The organism is Peribacillus sp. B2I2 (genome assembly GCF_041261685.1).
Lineage (GTDB): Bacteria > Bacillota > Bacilli > Bacillales > DSM-1321 > Peribacillus.
Genome location: NZ_JBGCCB010000001.1, coordinates 820,582 through 841,152 on the forward strand (window position 1 = coordinate 820,582; position 20,571 = coordinate 841,152).

A 20,571-nucleotide genomic window follows, 5' to 3' on the forward strand; every position below is an offset into this window, starting at 1 on the left:
GAGAATTGTAATCATGAATTTATAAAAAATGATTATAGTCAAGAATGCACAAAGTGCCACTTAATCGAAAGTCTGCAATGGTAGTGATTCATTAATCTTCCTTTCATACGGAAATCAATCCCTTAATCATGTTGGAGATTCAGCCAACATGATTAAGGGGATATTTCATCCATGTTTTACGAACTTGTTTTATTAATATGAAGAGGAGGAGGGACCAGCCATCCTTTTTCCTTATTTAATCTTAGGAAATCAGCACTCAATGCCGCTTTTTTTGTGTGGAATTGTGCAAACATTTCCGCAATATCTTCGTGGATGCATTGACCATGATCTGGCTGCAAGCAACTAATCCTGCACTAATATCAATGGATACTGAAGCGGAGATTTCAGGATCTTGAAGTCTTGCCCCCACGGGAATATCCTCTAAATTAGCTATAGGCCTTTCAGGTAGTGATGGAGGCAGTCCTACGTTATTTTCTTTTAATGATAATTCAATGGTCATTTTCCTGTTTACCTTGATTGATCACTTCTACAAGGAATTTATGTAGGGTCCTTATCAGTCCTTATCACCAGAATGATTAAGCATGGTTTGATGACATGCAATCAACCCTTTTGTTTGCTTGAAATGGCCATGGCCCAAATACGTCACCATAATGCATAGGCTATTCTTTCGGATTTACGCTTAAAATTCCCATAATCATTATATATTTGTACTGTGTGAAACGAATTTAAGTTGCCCTATACTTAATCATTTTTGAGATTATTTGAGGGCTTTTTATACTAACCTTTTATTCCTTGCAGCCATTCTTGATAACATTCATCACAAAGCATTTCATTTCTATCCGTGTCAGTAACTTGAAACGTTACAACATGGATTTTTTTTTCTTCTGTGTCGTCAGTACAATAGAAGCATTTATGTGTCATTAGAAATCCTCCCATACATATTAAAGGTGTTTATAGTTTAAAACGTCTCGGTTTTTTTATACAGACAAACAGACAACATGATGGAGGTAGCTTAATTGGTCTTCATGGAAGAGTTTAGGTTGAATAATCCTGTTGGGGTTTAACATACTAAACTTGTTCGCATGATTGATAAAACGAGGAGGGAAATACAATGCAAAATCAAAATCAATATCAACAAGGTCAAGTACACCAGAACATGCAAACGGGTGCTATTCCTCCACAAATGAATCACGGAGGTCATGAAGTATTCGATGTACATGAAGTGTTATCGGGAACGATTGGTACATTAAACACATATATGCTTTTGCGTCAGCATGTACAGGATCAGGAATTGCTGGATATTTTGGATCGTCAATATCAGTTCATCAAAGATGAATATAATATTACATTGGAGTGCTTCCAAACGGGCCAGGATCCTTCTAAACCGACCCAGAGCTACAAAATGAATCAAGGTAACGATTTTATATATGGATTGACTCCAACACAGCCAAAGAAACCTTTGCAATCCGTCTCGGAAATTACGGATGAATGCATTTCAGGTATGATGCTTGGAGCTGTTAAGTCTGCAGCATCCTTGAAAGCGATGGCTGCTCTTGAAATAACGAATCCGGTGGTTCGCCGCGTATTTGCAGATTCCGTTCCGAACTGCATTGAAATGGCATACGAGATTTCGTTATATCAAAACAAACATCATTACTACCAAGTTCCACAGCTTGCACAGCAGGATATGCAACAGATGATGAATTCATATGCACCCGCACAAAGAAATAACAACATAAGTCATTAAAAGCTATATGTGACAGTTATTTTTGCAATGAGGAACTGAAAACGGCTATATAACTGGATTTCTTAGTCAAGAACATAAAGAAGGGGTAGGACTAAATGTCCTATCCCTTCTTTATTACTGTTTCATCTGATTTATTTCCTGGATGCATTCCTGGACAAGGGTTACTGCCTGACTCATGGTAGCTCCTCCGCCAAATGCTGCGGTCACTCCAATGGCTTCCAGAATTTCTTGTTCCGCACACCCTTGATCAAGACATCCTTTTGTATGATAGATAATACAGTATTCATCTTGTGAATATAAGCTTATCCCTAGTGCGATAAGCTGTTTTTCTTTCTTGGATAATTGACCTTCTTTGAAGCACTCTTCCGTAAAGGCATTGAATTTCTCAGCGAGGTCTGGCATTTTATGCGTAAAGGCACCGATTCCAGCTTTATAATCACGAAGAGCATTTTCAGTAGAATTGTTAGCTTCAAATTCCATTTTCCATTCAGCTCCATCCTAAATTTTTTTCATCAAAAATTAGTATGAGCTAAATGTTGAACGATTAAACAGAAACACAGGAGTTTACTGAAGTAATCATTTAACCGTTCCTGTTACAAGGCAAGTGATTCCTTAGGACGGGTGGCTTTGAACCATTGATAGAAAAGGATGCAGATAAGTGCAAGGTCAATGGCATCACCGGCATAGTACATTATCATGCCTCCACTTTCCGCTTGTTCCTTAGTGACTCCGCTTGGCGGATGGGCATAAATATATTTAGAAAGGATATCATGGCCTGCCAGTGAAATGGCAAATACGATAGCTCGAAACATGAAGCTGAACCGATGGGGTGACGGGTCCATATAAATCATCGAGGCAGTGAATAGATAACCCGCAATGAACACGTGAAAATGAACCAATGCATGCAGAAGGACATTCTGTTGCATCACCCCATATAACCCAGTCGTATATAGTATCCAAAGCCCCCCAATATTAAGTGCGGAGGCAAGGATTGGATTGCTTAATATGCGCAACGGCCAACTTTTCAACACCTTTGAAAGACGTCTTGCAGATGGCACATCCAGTGTTCGAAGTGCAAGAGAAATGGGAGCAGCAAGCACCAGTAGGATGGGTGCAATCATTCCAAGCAGTAAATGACCGACCATATGTGCCGTGAAGTCCATATGAGCGCGATTGGCTATTGGACCAATGATTGCAAAAGCGGCACAGATGATGCCAAGAATCCAAAAGAACGTACGGTATAAGGGCCATTTTTTGTAGCGGCGGTTCGAAACTACGCCAGCTGCGATATAAATCACAATAACAAGCGCGAATAGAATCCATAATATCGGCTCAATGCCAGCTCCATTTTCATGAATATGTCCATTACTGTGCATTTCTGCCGTCTTCTTTCATTATAATTAAGCTGCGCCTTGTTCGAATGACGAGGGTAATGCCGATCAAGATCATGACAGTGGCAGCAATGTTCCAAATCAAGTCGTATGGGAGAATATCGACATTGTAACGGATCTGATGGAGTCGCATGAGCTTGTGCTGGATGATCCCGTCGTATAACTGAAATGAACCAGCCCCGAGTAAAACTCCTCCTGTCCATCTTTTCAGCCATAATCCCTTTCGACGACGAAGGTCAGCATACAAGAATAAAGAACCGACCGTCGAGAACCAGCTTAGGGCATGAAATAAACCATCCGAGACTAGCCCGATATTGGATGTGGACTTGTCATAGAAGTGGTGCCAATGTAATAGTTGATGAAAGATGGCCTCATCGATGAATGCGACCAGTCCGATTCCGAATAGAAAACCGGACCATAGATTACGAGCGGAATAAGTATAACGTATTTCCGAAATGGATTGATCTTTTTGATTTCTGGGCTTGAAATCCAATTTTCATCCTCCTTTTGGGTTTCTTTGATATGGATTTTTTTTCTATATATGGTTCTCCTTACTTTACCCTGTTTTGTAAAGTTATAGACAGGTAAATGGACCTTTATAACACTTATTTATTGAGCCGTTCATAGACCTAAGATAATCCTTGGCTTTACGTTTAGTCGCCATTATTAACTGTCTGTAAATTTTTTCTAATTGATGTTCATTATAACGTAATACATGTTTCAAGGATGGACAAGCGGGTAATAAAAAACCGTAGATCATAAAAATTAACCTATAATAGAAGGAGGAGTTAATATGTTTCGTCATCAAAAAGAATTGCAATTTGAAGTGAAGGTAGATCGACCAGATCCAATGCTTGCCCGTCAAATCCAGGAAGTGTTAGGTGGACAGTTTGGGGAAATGACTGTCATGATGCAATATCTTTTTCAAGGTTTCAACTGCCGTGGAGAAGAAAAATACAAAGATATGCTGATGGATATTGGTACAGAGGAAATTGGACATGTAGAAATGCTTTGTTCGCTCATTAGTCAATTGCTTGATGGCGCTTCTCCGGAAGATCAGGCAGAAGCCGCAAAAGACCCTGCTACAGCAGCGATCATGGGTGGGATCAACCCCCAGCATTTGCTCGTGAGCGGACTTGGCGGACTGCCAACCAACTCGAATGGGGTGCCTTGGAACGGATCTTATATTGTAGCGAGCGGAAATTTACTAGCGGACATGCGGTCGAATCTGCATGCTGAAAGTCAAGGACGTCTTCAAGTTGCCCGTTTATATCATATGACAAAAGATGAAGGGGTTCGTGCTACGTTCCGTAAAATGTTAGCCCGTGACCGTTACCACCAATATCAATGGATGGCAGCAATTGCGGAACTTGAAGAGAAAAATGGCGTGGTCGTTCCTGCGTCATTTCCACCGGAAGCGGAAATGGAATCTCAACCTGAAGCGTACGAATTCTGGAACTTGTCGGAAGGTAATGAATCAGGAGACGGCCTGTGGGCAACAGGAAGCGCCCCAGATGGAACAGGAGATTTTGTTTATGTAGCAGAACCAGTAGCAAAAGGGCAGATTCCTAACCCTAAGGTTCCGGCAGCAGAGTTGCATCATGACCTCGATAGAAATCAAGCACTTAATAAAAGGTAAAGAGATAGTACTCTTAAAGAAAAGCTCGATGGACCCAAAAGGGACATCGGCTTTTTTTATTCGACTAGGTTTCCCGATTTATCACTATCCTTCTATATGATCAAAACCTAATTATTTGCTTATGGATATTTATTGGAGTAGCATAGTTTCCATCATCAAGACAAACCATTTTAAAGGGCGGTCACTAATATAATTTGTAAGGAGTGTGACAAATGAAAGCAGTAGTGGTTAAAGAACCGGGTGGTGCTGAACAATTACTATTTAAGGATTTTTCGAAGCCCATGCTGGGAAAAGGGGAAATTTTAATTAAGGTGAAAGCCTCTGCAATAAATAGAACGGATATTGTTTCACGAGAAGGAAAATCCGGTTATATGACCAATCCAATATTAGGGATTGAAGTTTCTGGGGAAGTGGTGGAAACAGGGGAAGGTGCGAATATAGAATTAGGGACAAGGGTGATGGGCCTTGTAAATGGCGGCGGTTATGCTGAATATGCCGTGATGCCAGCTGATAGAGCGATGAAGATACCGGATAACCTGTCATTTGAAGAAGCAGCAGCGATTCCTGAAGTTTTCTTGACTGCGTATCAAACCTTATTTTGGTTAGGTGAATTGACAGATCATGATACGGTATTGATTCATGCTGGCGGAAGCGGTGTAGGCACTGCAGCCATCCAACTGGCAAAAAAATTGACAAAAGCGAAAATCATCACTACAGCCGGCTCAAAGGAAAAATTGGATTTCTGTCACTCTCTAGGAGCGGATATCTGTATCAACTATAAAGAACAATCTTTCGATGAGGAAGTACTGAAAGCTACAAATAATCAAGGAGTGGATGTCATTCTGGATTTCATCGGTGCTTCTTACTGGGAGAAAAACCTTAAAAGCATAAAGACTGATGGAAGATGGGTACTGATAGGCATTCTAGGAGGAACTGTAGTCGAGAAGGTGAACTTGATGGAACTTCTATTAAAAAGAGTTCAATTAAAAGGCACTCTATTAACTCCTCGGAGTGATGAATATAAAAAAGAGTTAACGGAAGAATTTGTTGCAAAGTCGATGCCGTTATTCCTCCAAAATGAAATCAGGGCAATCGTGGATCGTGTCTTTCCTTTTGAAGAAGTACAAAGGGCGCATGAACATATGGAAGCCAATAAGAACTTAGGTAAAATCATCTTACAGGTAAATGAATGATTAAAGAAAGCTTCTTTGGTGCATAAATGGAAGAAGTTGCCCAGAAATACTACATTATTGGGCGACCTCTTTTAATGAGGAAGGAGTAATGTCGATTTTTGTTAATGTCGATTGATTGATGAATGAAATATGGGCAAAGTATAATGAATATAAATAGAGGTTTAGATACTCTTCATCGGTAATGGACTTAAGGGGGGAATCGTGATGAATGAACTGAATGCATTATTCAGGAAAAGAATAGGGTTCCAGGCAGATGTGAAACTGACTTTTGATAAATTAGATGAAATTCTTGAAAAGACAGCGCAAACCATTCCTTTTGAAAACTTTTCAATCATGGCATCCCATCTGAGTGATATCAACAAAGAGAATATCAAGAAAAAAGTCCTCGTGAGGAATGAGGGGGGATTATGCTATGAATTGAATACAGCCCTTTACTTTTTCCTAATGGAAAATGACTTTGATGTATTCTTGGTTAGGGGTGTCATCTATAAAGAAGGGTGGATGACCATAGGAAGGACCCATGTCACCATTCTTTTGAACCATGAGGGCCAAACCTATTTAGTCGATACGGGATTTGGTGGGAATCTGCCATTAAAACCAGTTCCGTTAAATGAAAAAACGGTCGTTTCACCAAATGGTGAATTCAGGATAAAAAAAGAAAGTACCGACCATGGAGATCATATCCTAGAATTAAAGCTGAAACATAAGGATCCCGATTGGAAAATAGGGTATGCATTCGATTCGTCAAAACCCTTAGGAAATGTAGCGGAACTTAATGAGATCCAAACGATCATCAGGGAAAATCCCCAATCGCCATTTAATAAGCATCCATTAATCACTCGTCTGACAAACAGCGGGAACATCACTTTAACTGATACATCCTTTACACAGTGGGACGATGGGAAAATGACGAAAGAAGAAATAGATGGCACACGATTTAAAGAGTTATTGAAAAAACACTTTGATAGATAAGTGAATAGGTCTGAATATCAAAGACGTGCTGGATAGTCCATTTATAAGTAGTATGTTCACTTTCATGGGACCTCATTGATTTATGAGACGATCTAATTTTTTTGAAAGCAGGACAATTGTCATTCCTTGTCGAATTAAGTAGTTGAAAAGAGGCTGATGAAAATGAGTAATGCAAAATATAAATTTTATTATGTGAATGGTGAGACAGAAGAGTTAGAGACGAATGAACAATATTCTGATGAAGCGAATAGTATCCTGAAATTGCAATTAATCCAAAATGCGACGTGGCTGCAAGCCGGTGGCAAACATATCAATTTGGCTAATGTAATTAGTATTGAATATACAGGAGAAAAAAGTAATCTTAAACCGGATTCAATCAAGTTCAGACCTAATAAGTAAAAACATCCGTTATGGATGTTTTTTCCCATTTATCAATAGATTCGAATTAAGAGGGGTGAAAAGAATATGGAGAGGAAGAATCGGTTGGTTTTTACCAGATCGAATGCTGGTACTAAACGAAAATTCGATGAAGCAATCACCATTTTGGAATATAGCTTAATGCTTGTCGAATTTTTTGAATTAGAAGAATTCAATAATATAATTGCCGGCCAGTTAAAGCTGATTCTATGTGAAACGAAAAATACGCGTATAAAGCGGGAAAAGGTCACCATTGATCATTCCTTAATAAAGAAAATCAATCCTAATCCGAAATTGTATCCGATTAAAGACTCAATTCAATTGAGCAATGTTGATATTCCCGAAGTCATTTTCGATTACACTAAGCAGAGGATCGAGTTAAAGCTTTGGAGAAATCAAATTATCTATAAAACCAATATCGAAGGAAAAATCCATGAAATTAAAATCATTGATTTTATTAAGGAAACAGCTAATAAGATTGGTGGGGCGCAAGCAGAATCAAGTCTTCCTAATAAATCCATTATTGCGGATGCACATACCAAAATCATGTTAAGAGGTATAGCGAAAGGATTATTCAAATCCATCGGCAGGGATTATAACGAACATACTTCCATGAACCTTTCACATATCATCCAAAAAATAGAACAATCAAAAGCCACGGAATAGGTGCTTATAAAATGGTGGCTGTCATTTTGGCAAGTAGACAAAGAAAAAGAAGGACTTTTGGCCAAGTCCTTCTTGCTTGATTTTCAATTAATCCCCGACAGACCTCTTTCAATAAACCTTCTCTTTTTCTCCGCTAGAACTACAATCGGTGATATGGCATTCACTTTTATTACTTGTTATTAAATGATTGGCTTAACTAAAAGAAAGACGATTTTTTCTATCTGCGGCAGAAAAGTTCGTCAACTTTACATACCTTTAATTATCTTATAGGACATTAGGTGGGATGCTGTTAGGTACATTCATAATAAGGGCAGGATTTTACAATAAGCTCCGTTCTTTGATCATTCAGTGTACTCCACAATTTCTGCATATTTGATTGGTAAGATGGATGTGAATCTTAAAGGAGGTTTTTCCATGTTGAAAAAAAGAACAAAAATGCCAATCATTTTATCATTATTGGTAGCCCTGTTTTTAGCCCTCGGCGCATGCTCCAACAGCGATGATCGAAACAAAGAAAATAAAGAAGAAAAGGAACATAGTGGAATGGACATGAACCATTCTAGTTCAGGAGAAGTTCCTAAAGGATTAAAAACTGCTGAAAATCCAACCTATCAAGTTGGAAGCCAAGCGATTATCGAATCAGGTCATATGGAAGGTATGAAGGGGACGAAAGCAACTATAGTGGGTGCCTATGATACGACTGTCTATGCTATTTCGTATACGCCTGCAACTGGCGGAGAAAAAGTGGAAAATCATAAATGGATTATTCACGAAGAAATCAAAGACGCGGGTGAGAAAACGTATGAACCCGGAGCAGAGGTTACAGTAAATGCCTCTCATATGGAAGGGATGAACGGGGTAGCCGCTGAAATTGAATCTGCTGAAAAAACGACTGTTTATATGGTCGATTTCACTCCGACTACGGGAGGAGAAAAAGTGAAGAACCATAAATGGGTAACGGAAAGTGAATTATCAGAGTCTGAATGATTTAGCACCATGATTTGCAAATCGGAAGAAGAAAAAAGGAATGGCAAACAAGCCATTCCTTTTTTTGTTGTATTGGATTGTAAAACTTCAGTATCTGTTAATATGGATTTATCAGAAATATAAAAATGGGGTGCGGGTATGGTGATTGGATTAACTATTAGACCTTTTATAGAGAATGACTATAAGGCGCTGAGCAACTATTGTTTACCTATAGAACAAGCAAACTATACTTCTTTACCTTTGAAAGTTATCGAAGACTTCAGGAAAGATAACTACAACCTTCCCATGGTCATATATTTAAATGAGGATTTGATTGGTTGTTTTGCCTTATATACCGATAAAGCGGGAAATCAATATACAAGTAATGAGAAAGCCATTCTTCTAAAATCATTCTCCTTGGATTCACGCCATCAGAAAAAAGGGTTAGCTTTTAAGGCCTTAAAAGTGTTGCCTGAAATGATCAAACTAAGCCATCCTGATAAAGATGAGATTATTCTAACGGTGCATCATTCAAATATTCCAGCGATAAATTTATATAAAAAAGCTGGATTCGTTGATAAGGGATACAGATTTAACGGGGAAGACGGGGAGGAATTAATTTTTCACCTTGCACTGGATTAAGGGAACTTTAGGTAACTTCCGGTAACTTCCGGAATGCTAAGGAAACGGGAATCTCCCATGGTACCTTGACCCGATATTAATGGAATTTAACTTAACGTCCTTAAACAGTCAGCTTAAAAATGAAAGAGTGGTTAAACGCAAAATAAGCATCTTAACGATGCTTATTTTTGGGGGGATATTCCAACCGAACCTATCATACAGGGAAATTTTCTTAATAATTCATGATATGGATAGGGTTTAATTCAGAATTCATGGTATCCATCCTACAATTTCTAAAATCGTCAGGACAATCTCAAAGACAATGAGAATCACAATGATCCATTCAACGAAGAGGCCCCTGATCGAATGGCTGATGTTAGAAAATCCATCCATAATGTTATATAAAATTTCCGTTTTACTTTTCAAGATTTTATACCGATCATTCAATTCAAAAAAATCCAGCATGCTGTCATAAAATTCGCCGGCAATGCTGCTTGTCCATGTAATATCAGGTTTATCCAGAATCATTATATACGCTAGGGTATTATACTCGTGACGTACGATTTTTGCGGTCGTCCTCGCTAGTTCCTTGTTGCCGATTCTCAGCTTGCCCTTTTCTAGTCGGTCTATCATGGCTTCGAGCTTGTCGTGGATTTTCCCGAGTTGCTCCTCAGTTTTTTCGAGTGCCACCGATTTTGCGAGAACAGTGGAAATTAATTCAGGGTAGAAAAATTCATATTTAGGCACAACTACATATTCGTCTGTCAACTTGATGTTTTCAGTTTCACTGAAGTGAAGGCTATAATCGTCTGTGTATCTATCTACATTTACGAGATCAATGTCTGGCTCGAAAGAACGGATATAGGCAGCAAATTCCTTTATCTCATCCACGTGTGAGTAATTAATGAAGACAATGCTGCCAAAGGAAAAAACCAGTACCTGTTGAGAATCGTTTACATTCTTATTAAGGATGGAATTTAGAATATCGCCTTTAAGGATTAAAGGCTCTTCCCAGGTGAATTTTTTAGGAATGCCGCAATGAATGGCGATTTTGTTTAAATCAATTTCATTAGTGATTGCAAATGCTTTAAAGGTAATTGGTTTCATTTATATCACTCTCTTCAGCAAATTGGTCTTGTTTCGATTTTATTCTTTTCTTACAAAAACATGCTTGAAGAATTCTTGAAGGTAGAAAAAAGTTTACTTACAGATCAAGTTGATAAAGATAGTGATACTAATGATTTGATAACTAATCAAAAAATATAAAAGTGTATAAGTAAGAGGGCGATGCCGGTAAATGGATCGTCCTTCTTTATTTTGCTTGTTTATATGCCCTTCCTTCATGCCAATACTGATCCTTTCAGTTATGTCATTACTGAACCTTTACAAAATCATATAAAGTTCATGAAAACTTTACTTTTATTTACAGAATTCTCATATTGATGTCAATATTCAGTAATACATGTTTGTTATAATCGATTGACGGTTTTAAAAGTGATTGGAAAGGGTCTTCTAAAAATCCTTCATTTACAGATAAGTAGCAAGCTGGTTGAAGATGACTGAATAGTAGGAGTGAACAAAAATGGAGGAATCTATAAATCTATATGAGCTTACATTTAGTGAAAAAGATAGATATGTAATCATTACGAATGCTTATCCACATGAAGATCAGTTATATCGGAATGGGTTCATCCACCGAAGAGTAAAGGCTTATCTGGATGAGGGTTTGAAGGTTGATGTCTTTGTTTTGCATCCTGCCTATAAAAAAGCAGAAAAGTATACGTATGAAGATGTGCCTGTTTATCGAGGAACTGAACAGCATCTACGCATTTTCTTAAATCATAAAGTACATAAAAAAGCGCTCATTCATTTTGTTAATCCAAAAATGGTGCAAGCGATTAAAGAAACAAATACCGATTTACCGATTATCACCTGGATACATGGATTTGAAACGGAGGCATGGCATAGAAGATGGTTTAATTATCTTGAAAGCCCTGAAAGCTTACGGAAGATACTTGAAATGTCGGACGACTATTATGAAGCACAGCTTTCTTTTATGAATTGGTTCTATCAAACGAATGAATTGGATACAACTTTTGTCCATATTTCCAAATGGTTCAAAGAACATATCGCGGAATGTGATGCGAGAGCAGAATCAAAAAATTCAGTGATCATTCCTAATGTAATCGATGACAACCTGTTTACCTTTATTGAGAAGCCAGTTGAGATGCGGACAAAAGTACTTTCAATCAGGCCGTACGCTTCGCGAAAATACGCCAATGATTTATCGGTGAAAGCAGTGCTGGAACTATCGAAGAGACCGTATTTCGATAAATTGGAATTTGCATTTCATGGTGATGGAAAATTGTTCGATCAAACAGTTGAGCCAATCCGGAATTTTGAGAATGTTACGATTCATAAAGGTTTCCTCTCTCAGGAGCAAATAGCTTCATTACATAAGGAGTATGGAATTTTCCTTTGCCCGACCCGGTTGGATTCTCAAGGCGTTTCTATGTGTGAGGCAATGTCCAGTGGGCTAGTGCCGATTTCAACAGATATCACGGCCATCCCGGAATTCGTTAAACACGACGTTTCTGGTCTTCTTACAAAACCTGAGTCTCCTATCGAAATTGCCGATGCAATAGAGCGCTTATATTACAACTCGGACGTATTCTTGAGAGTGTCAAAACAAGCATCGCAGTCGATTCGTGATAAATGCGCCGTAGATGTTGTCATTAAAAGAGAATTGGAGATTATTCAAGGTTAATAGAGGGGAGTTTTTTCAATATGGACGAACGAAACGAATATTGGAAAACTATGTATGAGGAACTTGAATTACAAATGAAAGACATGATGTCCATGACATTGGAGCTCATAGAGGGCAATAGCACTGAAAAACAAAACATTATCGAGAAGGTTACAAAAGAAAATAATATATTGCGAGAAGAATTAGAAAAAAGTAAGGTAGCCCAACAAGAAAATATTAAGCTAAACAAAGAGATACGAAGACTTAAGTTATTGGAACACAAATTCAATGTTACATATGTTGGGAAATTCACGTTGAAATATCTTGCACTTAAATCATCAATTAAGGAACAAATAAAGAAATAAAAATTCATATCAGATTTCAGTCATTGGAGTGAAAACTTTGAATTCACATGAAATAGCAGAAAACAGAAAAATGAAGGTACTTTTATTTGGCTTTATTGACATGAATTCAATGGATGGATCTGCAGTATTTTTATCTTCCTTAGCATCGACTATTGCGTTAGACCCTAACATCGAGGTTGATTTACTTTTAGCTAGCCCGGTAAAACGCGATATCTTAATTCAACCTCTTGAGAAATTTGATAATATAACCATTCTAAATCCTTTTGTTGATCCTTTTTTTAATGCCACCGATGATGAATGGGTAAAAAAAGGTGTCATTAATTTTGATATTGCTGAAATGCTCATTTCTCATTACTGGAGTCAAAATGAATATGATTGGCTATTTGTCAGAAGCATAGAGACTGTGGAAAAAATAGCAAGGCATAAACATATCATAAATAATACCTTAGTTTATGCTACAGGCTTGACTCACATAGGGCAGGATGTTAATGAAGAAAAATTTGAGAGCATCAAAAATATATATGATCAGTGTGCGTATTTCTTATGTCAAACAGAAGAGATGTGCGAATTTGTAATTGAGATTCTTAATTTGAATAAAGAAAAAAACAAAGTTTCCCTGCTTACTCCGATGATACCAAACGTTGAATCAGCGGGAGGGGAGACCCGGTTAAAAAACAAACTTGTATATACAGGCAAATTCGACCCCGATTGGAAGACCATTCCGATCATTACTGCTTTTAAAGAATTAAAACGCGAGATTCCGAATCTATCACTTGATATTGCGGGGGATAAATTCAAATGGGTTAAAGATGATTCTCAGTTTAAGGAAGAAGCAGCATACCTCCTTAAAAATACGGAAGGACTTACATGGTACGGGGCAATGACAAGGGAGAATGCCCAACAATTAATCGTGAACAGTGATATTGGGATAACCTGGAGAAGTGAGGCAATGGACAGCAGTCTGGAACTGTCCACAAAGCTATTGGAGTACGGAATTTTAAGGAAGGCTGTAATAATGAATCCAACCAAAATGCATATTAAGCTTTTTGGCGAAGATTACCCCTTATATGCTGTTACAGAGAAGGATTTCCGTGACGCAGTCAAATTAGCACTATGTAATAAGGATATATATGAGGTTGCGGCAAAACGGATGTATCAAGTCAGCAGGCAGTTTTTGTTTTCGGAAGCATTAAAAAAATTGCAAGGGCTATTATGGAGCGGACGTATAACAGATTATATGAATCAAAGTGGAAGTAGGCATTTTTATATTGATGAAGATGACTTTGATGAACTGAATAAGCATGCACCATCAAATCAGGTGAAAAAATTGCCTGCAGATTTTAATGTTGAAGAAGTTTTCACCTATATTGTCAAAAACACACCTGAAGAATTAAAACGGGTTGGAAAAATTTTTAAACTGTCTGAATTCGGTCAAATCATTCAAGCAGAAAAAGCAGGTTGTTTTACCTTCCTCCACATCCATAAAAGTTATGGGAACTTTGAACGGAATTTTCAAAATAACATGGCATATTTAAAAACCATAGGATCTGAAACCAATGGCACTCCTAAATTAAAACCAAAGAACCTGGAAATTCCAATGATAGAACGGGTAATTGTTGAAAAAGAAAAATATGATATGAAAGCGAAAAATAAAGAACTTGTTAAAGAAGTAAAGCAATTAAAAAAACTGAACGCCGTTCAACTTAAACAAATTACTAAGTTAGAAAAACAAAACCTGGCACTTGGACGTAAATACGATTCACTTTCGAAGTCGAAAATGGGTAAAATGACATTCAAGTATTGGGATTTAAGAAAAAGGCTTAACTTTTAAAAAGAGGGGAAAGGCTTTCCTGCAATTAAATTAGTAGACAAAAAAATACATCTGATCGAAATTAGTCAAATGAAAGCCCCTGAACGCTACTTAGCGTACAGGGGCCTTTGTCATTTAAATTGTAGAAAAGGAGCAGCATTTTCACAGTCTATCATTACTTAAAAAAATTAAAACATGGACGTGAACTCAATAAAGAATCAGGGAAATACAAAGAAACTAACATTTCGGCTATTATCCAAATAGACCCATTATCCTTTTGAAGTGTTATAATATTCTGAAAAAGATGGAGGAGATACGATGGAGGAGAAAGTGCTAAAAGCGATTCAAGATGATTATCCAGATGCATTTGCATGGTGTTATGGATGTGGTCGTTTAAATAAAGATGGTCATCATTTTCGAACAGGTTGGCAAGGAGCGCACACAAAGACAATTTATACACCAAGCCCAGAACATATCGCGATTCCAGGCTTTGTTTATGGAGGCTTGATTGCATCATTAATTGATTGTCATGGAACGGGTTCGGCTTCATTGGCATTACATCGTAAAAATGGGCATGAAGTTGGGGATGGAGTGGAGCCTCCAAGGTTTGTGACAGCTTCACTGAAAGTTGAGTTCGTCAAGCCAACCCCTAATGATGTGCCATTAATAGCCGTTGGGACGATTCATGAGGTTCATCCTAAGAAATGGAGAATCGAAACAGAAGTATTTGCTATCGATAAACTCTGCGCCCGTGGAGAGGTAATCGCTGTGGTGATGCCAAGTACTTTTACAAGCAAAGAGTGATCTTAATTAATGTAAACACATTCAAAAGTAGATTTTGTGTATCAAAGGGCCGTCCAATTATTTGGACGGTTATTTAGTGTATCTGAGTATCCATTTCAAGCATGTTATCACTGTAAAGTTACATGTAGCCGGAAATCACAAGCGAATTGTCAAAAATATCAATATACTTACACTATAAGCAAAGGGAGGCCACAGAGATGAAAATAAACGTAGAGATAGATGAGGAGGTCAAGGCGATAGAGGTGCTTATCCGCAATCATGAATGGAATGAGGAAGTGCAGGAACTGATGGAGCGCTTGAGGGAGAGGAAAAGACCGTATTTTGTTGGCAGGAAAGGAGAAATGCAGCATGTCTTCCGGGCAGAAGAAATTATCTGTTTGTTCACAGAGCAAGATTCCATAATGGTGCGGACGAAACAGGGGACTTTCGAAATGAAAGAAAGATTATATGAACTGGAAAGGGACCTTCCTGGTAATCAATTCGTGCGATTGTCCAAGTCAGTGATTGCCAACTTAGATGAGTTAAGCAGATTCGAGACATCTTTCAACGGGACCTTATGTGTGTATTTCCGATCAGGGGAAAAAGAATATGTTTCTCGGCACTATGTTCAAGGGATCAAGAAAGCATTTCAATGGAAAAGGAAGGGATTATGATGAAAACACTATTATTCCGTAGCTTTGTTGGGATTTGCTTTGGAGCACTCGTGATGGTGCTGACGTGTTTTGGAGTAATCGGATTTGGGGAGGCCACTGCATTAGACAGTGAAATATTTGTGAAAAACGCGATTGGCTGCTTATTATGTGGCTGGTTCTTCAGCACGGCGACCATCTTATTTGAAATGGAAAAATGGAGTTTATTATCTCAGACCATTATGCACTTCCTGACTGTCAGCATACTTTACTTCCTATTATCTTTCTTTGTTGGCTGGATTCCATTCAGCTTAAAAGGGTTAGCGATAGGCATTGGGATATTCATTCCATTCTATGTGATCATCTGGATTATTTTCTATCTTTATTTCCGCTATCAAGTGAAGATATTGAATGATGGATTAGATAAGCGAGGGAATTGATGGGGGATGTACAAGGGATTGATCAGTTAGATTTAAATGTTTATTTACTTAAACGACACCGCTCCCTATTTGAACGGTGTCGCTTTATATTATATTTTATCAATTTTGTATCATGAGCATTTCATCATAGATTAAGTTTTGTCTAAGTTCAGTTGCCGTTTGCATGGATATTTGCTCCTCTTCAACCATTTGCTGAATGATATCACGTTCGATTTGCATTGCAATCAACTGAAAATGACTTACCATCTCTTCGAAGCGATGTGCTTCTTTTTCACTTAATGTTCCGAATGGATTCAGATAACGATTATATCTTTGAATGACAAGCATAACTTCATGACGGTTTTCTGGTGTAGTTTGTTGTTTGATTAATGAAATAGCTTCCTTTGAAGCTTCTTTTTGTGCATTACGGAACTCCCGGATCAGATCCGCGTTTTTAACGATGGAGTTTTCTAATTTAGCTTCCCATTTTTTATCCCATTTGACATTGATCTTTTTCTTGAAAAGCATTGCCTGCAAATTAATCCAAGCTCTTTGCAGCGATGATTTTTGCATGTAATTTAACTTTCTTGAAATATACACTTTATAAAGCTCAAAGGCTGTTTCAGATATAGTCCCTTTTTCGATCAATCCAGAGACTACTTCCAATTCCTCAGTGGACCCTAGCTCCACTAAATCCTGTATGGTCCGATTATCCGGTCTATTCGTTATTCCTCGTTCCAAATCAATCAGTTGTTCATTTAAATCTTCCATTACTTGATGGACCGCTTTCTGATTGTCCATCGTTGCTTCTTTGCTCAACAGATGGATTGTTTTATTTAACACAATTTTATAAGCTTCCTCGGAGGTAAGGCGTTCATCTTTATATTCAGTAGGTGTCTTTACTAGTATGGGCAAAAGAACCGTAGCCAAAAAGACGCTTAACAAAATAACGCAAGCAGCGATAAACAAGACTGTATTACGCATCGGGAATAAAGTGTCATCCGGCATAAAATATGGTATGGATAAAGCGGTAGCTAGTGTAATGGTACCATGAATGCCGCCAACAGATATCAAGAAGGCATATCGTGATCTTGAAACATTTTTATCATCGTTGTCTTTGATATTTTCTGGATGAACCCTGGACATAATGAATTGCTCTAATGGATTCACTCTGTTTTTAGTAAAAGTATCATGCAGAATGTATACCCAAATAAAACGAATCACCAATAATAAAAGAACAATCAATACACTTATCCCAAAAAGAGTACCCCTATTTAAGTTGGACTCAATTTCCTGATAAACGCTCGGTAACATAAATCCTAATAAAGCGAATACCAGTCCATTCAAAAGATAACTTAATACAGACCATGTATTCGATGATACAATTTGCAATTTAGTTGTGGAACTCTGAAGGCGATCCCGCTCGATGCCATGAATCACACCTGCGGCAACCACTGCTAAGATTCCGGAAACATGGAATTCTTCAGCCACCATATAAATGACAAAAGGCGTAATCAGCTCAATAACAATAGACATCGAGATTTCTTCAAGTCCGTGAACCCGTAAAAGTAATCTTAATTTAACGATTAAATACCCCAATAGGATACCTATAATGATTCCGCCTAAAGCCACAAATATAAAATGAAGCGAAGCATCTTTTATAGAAAATGCTCCAGTTAAGGCAGCTGCTAGGGCAACTTTAAAAGCAACGATTCCGGCAGCATCATTGAAAAGTGATTCACCTTCCAGGATGGGCATCATATTTCCGGGCAATTTCAATCCTTTTGTAATCGATTGTACCGCTACGGCATCCGTAGGGGTAATTGTAGCTGCTAAAGCAAAAGCAACCGCCATCGGCATATCCGGTATTAACCAGTGGATGAAAAAACCTCCTGCAAAAACGGTCACAAATACTAACCCAAAGGCCAATAACAGAATAGGCTTACGCAATTCAAGCATTTCTTTACGGGACGTATTTTTTCCTTCTGTAAAGAGTAACGGAGCAATAACACAGATCATAAATAATTCTGAATGAAAATCGAACGATAAGTGAAATGGTAATAATGAAAGCACTGCTCCCATGGATATCTGATAAATCGGAAGTGGAATACGAGGCCATATGGCATTTAATATTGTAGCAATTATTGTGGACACCAATAATCCGAGCAATGTGATTAAGAATGACATAGAATCTCCTTATCTTCTAATGTTTTAGTCTGATTGCCCATGAAACCTATATAAAAAGATAAAAAAGCAGAGGTATTTAAATCGATTAACCATTCTTTTAAATTTTTTAGAAACCCTCTTATTGCACGTCGTGCATGTATCTGTACAGATACACGTACTATCCGCCAATGTGTAGCCTCGGTCTTTGATATACCCCTTAGTCATTAATTACAAACAGGATATCACATATGAATATGGTTTATTCAATATCAACCTTTAACATAGCCTCTTTTGTATTCCCTTTAATACTGCTTAAATGAAAAATAAGTTCATGTTAAGCTCAGGATTTTCTGTATAAAATACCCTTAATGAAGAAACATAGAAAAATGGAGTTAGAGCGACCTGCAAAAAAATGGGGGTAACCAGTTTGATTCGTAATGTAGGCAAATTGTTAAGAAAAAAGAAAGAAAAAAAATCCAGTGTACAAAATAATTACCAAGATTCTAAGCCTGCAGATGCACTTGATGCGAATTTCAGTCAAAATGTAGAAACACTTCGTTCTGTTTATGATAATTGCTCGGATGTCATGTTCCGTTCGTTCCTACTTTTCGGAAAGACGAGAGCCATGCTTATTTACATTGCGGGACTCTCAGACATCGAGGCGATAGAGCAATATGTGCTATCTCCACTCATGCAAGAGTCATCAAAAGAGCCACAGCCATTAAATGAGTTTATTGAACATAAAATGCCCGTTCCTAAAGTCGTAAAAGTGAATATGTTGGCGGATTGCATTGAATCGATTTCCTCTGGAAACCCGATCCTTCTATATGAAGGGGAAAGCGATGGATTTTCTTTAGGATTGTCCAAATGGGAAAAGCGGGCGATTGAAGAACCTATGGCAGAGGGGGGAGTTAGGGGGTCACGAGAGGGATTTATTGAATCTCTAGAGGTAAATACGTCTCAATTGCGACGTATTATTAAAAGTCCTGCCCTTAAATTACAATCGATGAAGATCGGAACTTATACCAGGACGAATGTTTCGATTGCTTATATTGATGGACTTGTGGATAAAACACTGATTGAAGAGATTACAACTCGGTTGGAACGAATTAAAATAGACGGTATTTTAGAAAGCGAGTACATCGAGGAAATGATTGAGGACAATCCGTTTTCACCTTTCCCTCAGATCATGACGACAGAACGGCCGGATGTAGCCTGTTCTTGCTTGCTGGAGGGACGGGCTGTAATTCTTGTAGAAGGAACCCCTTTTACTTTAATTGCACCAATATCGTTCTTTTCTTTGATTCAATCACAAGAGGATTATGCTCAACGTTTTATGGCAGGCACTTTTATCCGTTGGTTACGTTATTTTTTTATGGGATTATCCCTTTTGCTTCCTTCGCTTTATGTTGCTATTTTGACGTTTCATCATGAGGCGGTCCCAACCGCACTCCTGCTAAGCAGCGCGGCATCCCGGGAATCGGTCCCTTTTCCTGCAATAGTAGAGGCATTGGCTATGGAAATTACCTTTGAAGCACTAAGAGAGGCAGGGGTTCGATTGCCGAAGCAGGTAGGTTCTGCTGTCAGCATTGTTGGAGCGCTAGTGATTGGTCAAGCTTCCGTACAAGCGGGGTTGGTTTCAGCGCCAATGGTCATTGTGGTTGCGATTACGGGAATCGCTTCTTTTATGATGCCTCGTTATATTGCCGGAATTGCTTTCCGGATGCTGCGTTTTCCAATGATGCTGCTTGCCGGTACATTAGGACTGCTTGGTATCATGATGGGGATCATTGCCATAGTCATTCACTTATGCAGCTTGCGTTCCTTCGGCGTTCCCTACTTAACGCCACTGGCACCTTTAAAAGGTCAAGGGCTGAAAGATGTGCTGTGGAGAGCTCCTTGGTGGATGATGACTACACGCCCGCGCCTCACAGGGGATTCTAATGTATACCGTCAACCCCCGGAGCAGGGACCAAATCCAAAAAGGGGAAGTGAAACGGAGTGAATAGTGGTTGGAGGA

21 protein-coding genes and 1 pseudogene are annotated in these 20,571 nt (G+C 38.3%); 15 read left to right on the forward strand and 7 right to left on the reverse strand.

What is annotated here, in order from left to right:
- Positions 1-176: 176 nt before the first annotated feature.
- Together ABIE66_RS04190 and ABIE66_RS04195 are read right to left on the reverse strand one after the other, a co-directional pair.
- Positions 177-656, reverse strand: a pseudogene (locus ABIE66_RS04190) (DUF3231 family protein).
- A 121-nt stretch (positions 657-777) separates the two neighbouring features.
- Positions 778-921, reverse strand: a complete 144-nt coding sequence (locus tag ABIE66_RS04195) for a hypothetical protein (protein WP_167555965.1) — start codon at positions 919-921, stop codon at positions 778-780.
- A 190-nt stretch (positions 922-1,111) separates the two neighbouring features.
- Here ABIE66_RS04195 and ABIE66_RS04200 point away from each other — a divergent pair, with 190 nt between their 5' ends.
- A complete protein-coding gene (locus ABIE66_RS04200) occupies positions 1,112-1,747 on the forward strand; it encodes a spore coat protein (protein ID WP_370013938.1) in 636 nt (211 codons plus the stop codon).
- Between the two features lie 114 nt (positions 1,748-1,861).
- Here ABIE66_RS04200 and ABIE66_RS04205 read toward each other — a convergent pair whose 3' ends face one another.
- The 3 genes from ABIE66_RS04205 to ABIE66_RS04215 all read right to left on the reverse strand — a co-directional run bounded on the left by ABIE66_RS04205 (position 1,862) and on the right by ABIE66_RS04215 (position 3,631).
- Positions 1,862-2,227, reverse strand: coding sequence for a carboxymuconolactone decarboxylase family protein (locus ABIE66_RS04205; RefSeq protein ID WP_289323794.1), 366 nt, complete (start codon positions 2,225-2,227; stop codon positions 1,862-1,864).
- A gap of 113 nt (positions 2,228-2,340) precedes the next feature.
- A complete protein-coding gene (locus tag ABIE66_RS04210) occupies positions 2,341-3,123 on the reverse strand; it encodes a cytochrome c oxidase assembly protein (RefSeq protein WP_370013939.1) in 783 nt (260 codons plus the stop codon).
- On the reverse strand, positions 3,113-3,631 hold the full coding sequence (locus ABIE66_RS04215; RefSeq protein WP_370013940.1) for a DUF2243 domain-containing protein: 519 nt from the start codon (positions 3,629-3,631) through the stop codon (positions 3,113-3,115). The genes ABIE66_RS04210 and ABIE66_RS04215 overlap by 11 nt, the downstream gene beginning before the upstream one ends.
- Positions 3,632-3,931: 300 nt before the next feature.
- Here ABIE66_RS04215 and ABIE66_RS04220 point away from each other — a divergent pair, with 300 nt between their 5' ends.
- From ABIE66_RS04220 to ABIE66_RS04250, 7 genes are all read left to right on the forward strand, one after another.
- On the forward strand, positions 3,932-4,777 hold the full coding sequence (locus ABIE66_RS04220) for a manganese catalase (protein WP_370013941.1): 846 nt from the start codon (positions 3,932-3,934) through the stop codon (positions 4,775-4,777).
- Between the two features lie 212 nt (positions 4,778-4,989).
- Entirely contained in the window at positions 4,990-5,970 is a 981-nt protein-coding gene (locus ABIE66_RS04225; RefSeq protein WP_370013942.1) for an NAD(P)H-quinone oxidoreductase, read from the forward strand.
- A gap of 204 nt (positions 5,971-6,174) precedes the next feature.
- Positions 6,175-6,942 (forward strand): arylamine N-acetyltransferase family protein, encoded by a 768-nt coding sequence (locus ABIE66_RS04230; RefSeq protein ID WP_370013943.1) that lies wholly within the window; start codon positions 6,175-6,177, stop codon positions 6,940-6,942.
- 162 nt (positions 6,943-7,104) lie between these two features.
- The gene (locus ABIE66_RS04235) at positions 7,105-7,341 is read left to right on the forward strand and encodes a hypothetical protein (protein ID WP_289317858.1); all 237 of its coding nucleotides are present in this window, start codon (positions 7,105-7,107) and stop codon (positions 7,339-7,341) included.
- A gap of 66 nt (positions 7,342-7,407) precedes the next feature.
- A complete protein-coding gene (locus ABIE66_RS04240; RefSeq protein WP_370013944.1) occupies positions 7,408-8,025 on the forward strand; it encodes a hypothetical protein in 618 nt (205 codons plus the stop codon).
- Positions 8,026-8,439: 414 nt separating this feature from the next.
- Entirely contained in the window at positions 8,440-9,012 is a 573-nt protein-coding gene (locus ABIE66_RS04245; RefSeq protein ID WP_370013945.1) for a YdhK family protein, read from the forward strand.
- 138 nt (positions 9,013-9,150) lie between these two features.
- Positions 9,151-9,633: a GNAT family N-acetyltransferase gene (locus tag ABIE66_RS04250; protein WP_370013946.1), complete on the forward strand. Its 483-nt coding sequence runs from the start codon at positions 9,151-9,153 to the stop codon at positions 9,631-9,633.
- Between the two features lie 249 nt (positions 9,634-9,882).
- Here ABIE66_RS04250 and ABIE66_RS04255 read toward each other — a convergent pair whose 3' ends face one another.
- Positions 9,883-10,719 (reverse strand): RMD1 family protein, encoded by an 837-nt coding sequence (locus ABIE66_RS04255; RefSeq protein ID WP_370013947.1) that lies wholly within the window; start codon positions 10,717-10,719, stop codon positions 9,883-9,885.
- A gap of 475 nt (positions 10,720-11,194) precedes the next feature.
- On the opposite strand from ABIE66_RS04255, the gene ABIE66_RS04260 reads away from it, so the two are divergent.
- The 6 genes from ABIE66_RS04260 (at position 11,195) to ABIE66_RS04285 (ending at position 16,406) form a co-directional block, all read left to right on the forward strand.
- Entirely contained in the window at positions 11,195-12,379 is a 1,185-nt protein-coding gene (locus ABIE66_RS04260; protein ID WP_370013948.1) for a glycosyltransferase family 4 protein, read from the forward strand.
- A 20-nt stretch (positions 12,380-12,399) separates the two neighbouring features.
- Positions 12,400-12,723 carry a hypothetical protein gene (locus ABIE66_RS04265; RefSeq protein ID WP_370013949.1) on the forward strand — a complete coding sequence of 108 codons (324 nt, stop codon included), beginning with the start codon at positions 12,400-12,402 and terminating at the stop codon, positions 12,721-12,723.
- A 37-nt stretch (positions 12,724-12,760) separates the two neighbouring features.
- The gene (locus ABIE66_RS04270) at positions 12,761-14,554 is read left to right on the forward strand and encodes a glycosyltransferase family protein (RefSeq protein ID WP_370013950.1); all 1,794 of its coding nucleotides are present in this window, start codon (positions 12,761-12,763) and stop codon (positions 14,552-14,554) included.
- 297 nt (positions 14,555-14,851) lie between these two features.
- Complete coding sequence (locus tag ABIE66_RS04275) at positions 14,852-15,337, forward strand: PaaI family thioesterase (protein WP_370013951.1); 486 nt, start codon at positions 14,852-14,854, stop codon at positions 15,335-15,337.
- A 197-nt stretch (positions 15,338-15,534) separates the two neighbouring features.
- Entirely contained in the window at positions 15,535-15,990 is a 456-nt protein-coding gene (locus tag ABIE66_RS04280; RefSeq protein ID WP_370013952.1) for a LytTR family DNA-binding domain-containing protein, read from the forward strand.
- Positions 15,990-16,406, forward strand: coding sequence for a DUF3021 domain-containing protein (locus ABIE66_RS04285; protein ID WP_370013953.1), 417 nt, complete (start codon positions 15,990-15,992; stop codon positions 16,404-16,406). Before ABIE66_RS04280 ends, ABIE66_RS04285 begins: the two co-directional genes overlap by 1 nt.
- A gap of 99 nt (positions 16,407-16,505) precedes the next feature.
- Here ABIE66_RS04285 and ABIE66_RS04290 read toward each other — a convergent pair whose 3' ends face one another.
- On the reverse strand, positions 16,506-18,572 hold the full coding sequence (locus ABIE66_RS04290; protein ID WP_370013954.1) for a Na+/H+ antiporter: 2,067 nt from the start codon (positions 18,570-18,572) through the stop codon (positions 16,506-16,508).
- 391 nt (positions 18,573-18,963) lie between these two features.
- On the opposite strand from ABIE66_RS04290, the gene ABIE66_RS04295 reads away from it, so the two are divergent.
- Positions 18,964-20,556, forward strand: a complete 1,593-nt coding sequence (locus ABIE66_RS04295; protein ID WP_370013955.1) for a spore germination protein — start codon at positions 18,964-18,966, stop codon at positions 20,554-20,556.
- The last annotated feature ends 15 nt before the right edge of the window (positions 20,557-20,571 follow it).

What these genes read in the sequence shown, in the direction of transcription:
- ABIE66_RS04205 (WP_289323794.1), bottom strand. Translation starts at nt 2,227, where the DNA reads ATGGAATTTGAAGCTAACAATTCTACTGAAAATGCTCTTCGTGATTAT.
- ABIE66_RS04285 (WP_370013953.1), top strand. Translation starts at nt 15,990, where the DNA reads ATGAAAACACTATTATTCCGTAGCTTTGTTGGGATTTGCTTTGGAGCA.
- ABIE66_RS04295 (WP_370013955.1), top strand. Translation starts at nt 18,964, where the DNA reads ATGGGGGTAACCAGTTTGATTCGTAATGTAGGCAAATTGTTAAGAAAA.
- ABIE66_RS04250 (WP_370013946.1), top strand. Translation starts at nt 9,151, where the DNA reads ATGGTGATTGGATTAACTATTAGACCTTTTATAGAGAATGACTATAAG.
- ABIE66_RS04230 (WP_370013943.1), top strand. Translation starts at nt 6,175, where the DNA reads ATGAATGAACTGAATGCATTATTCAGGAAAAGAATAGGGTTCCAGGCA.
- ABIE66_RS04280 (WP_370013952.1), top strand. Translation starts at nt 15,535, where the DNA reads ATGAAAATAAACGTAGAGATAGATGAGGAGGTCAAGGCGATAGAGGTG.
- ABIE66_RS04275 (WP_370013951.1), top strand. Translation starts at nt 14,852, where the DNA reads ATGGAGGAGAAAGTGCTAAAAGCGATTCAAGATGATTATCCAGATGCA.
- ABIE66_RS04200 (WP_370013938.1), top strand. Translation starts at nt 1,112, where the DNA reads ATGCAAAATCAAAATCAATATCAACAAGGTCAAGTACACCAGAACATG.
- ABIE66_RS04220 (WP_370013941.1), top strand. Translation starts at nt 3,932, where the DNA reads ATGTTTCGTCATCAAAAAGAATTGCAATTTGAAGTGAAGGTAGATCGA.
- ABIE66_RS04245 (WP_370013945.1), top strand. Translation starts at nt 8,440, where the DNA reads ATGTTGAAAAAAAGAACAAAAATGCCAATCATTTTATCATTATTGGTA.
- ABIE66_RS04240 (WP_370013944.1), top strand. Translation starts at nt 7,408, where the DNA reads ATGGAGAGGAAGAATCGGTTGGTTTTTACCAGATCGAATGCTGGTACT.
- ABIE66_RS04235 (WP_289317858.1), top strand. Translation starts at nt 7,105, where the DNA reads ATGAGTAATGCAAAATATAAATTTTATTATGTGAATGGTGAGACAGAA.
- ABIE66_RS04195 (WP_167555965.1), bottom strand. Translation starts at nt 921, where the DNA reads ATGACACATAAATGCTTCTATTGTACTGACGACACAGAAGAAAAAAAA.
- ABIE66_RS04225 (WP_370013942.1), top strand. Translation starts at nt 4,990, where the DNA reads ATGAAAGCAGTAGTGGTTAAAGAACCGGGTGGTGCTGAACAATTACTA.
- ABIE66_RS04290 (WP_370013954.1), bottom strand. Translation starts at nt 18,572, where the DNA reads ATGTCATTCTTAATCACATTGCTCGGATTATTGGTGTCCACAATAATT.
- ABIE66_RS04255 (WP_370013947.1), bottom strand. Translation starts at nt 10,719, where the DNA reads ATGAAACCAATTACCTTTAAAGCATTTGCAATCACTAATGAAATTGAT.
- ABIE66_RS04210 (WP_370013939.1), bottom strand. Translation starts at nt 3,123, where the DNA reads ATGCACAGTAATGGACATATTCATGAAAATGGAGCTGGCATTGAGCCG.
- ABIE66_RS04260 (WP_370013948.1), top strand. Translation starts at nt 11,195, where the DNA reads ATGGAGGAATCTATAAATCTATATGAGCTTACATTTAGTGAAAAAGAT.
- ABIE66_RS04265 (WP_370013949.1), top strand. Translation starts at nt 12,400, where the DNA reads ATGGACGAACGAAACGAATATTGGAAAACTATGTATGAGGAACTTGAA.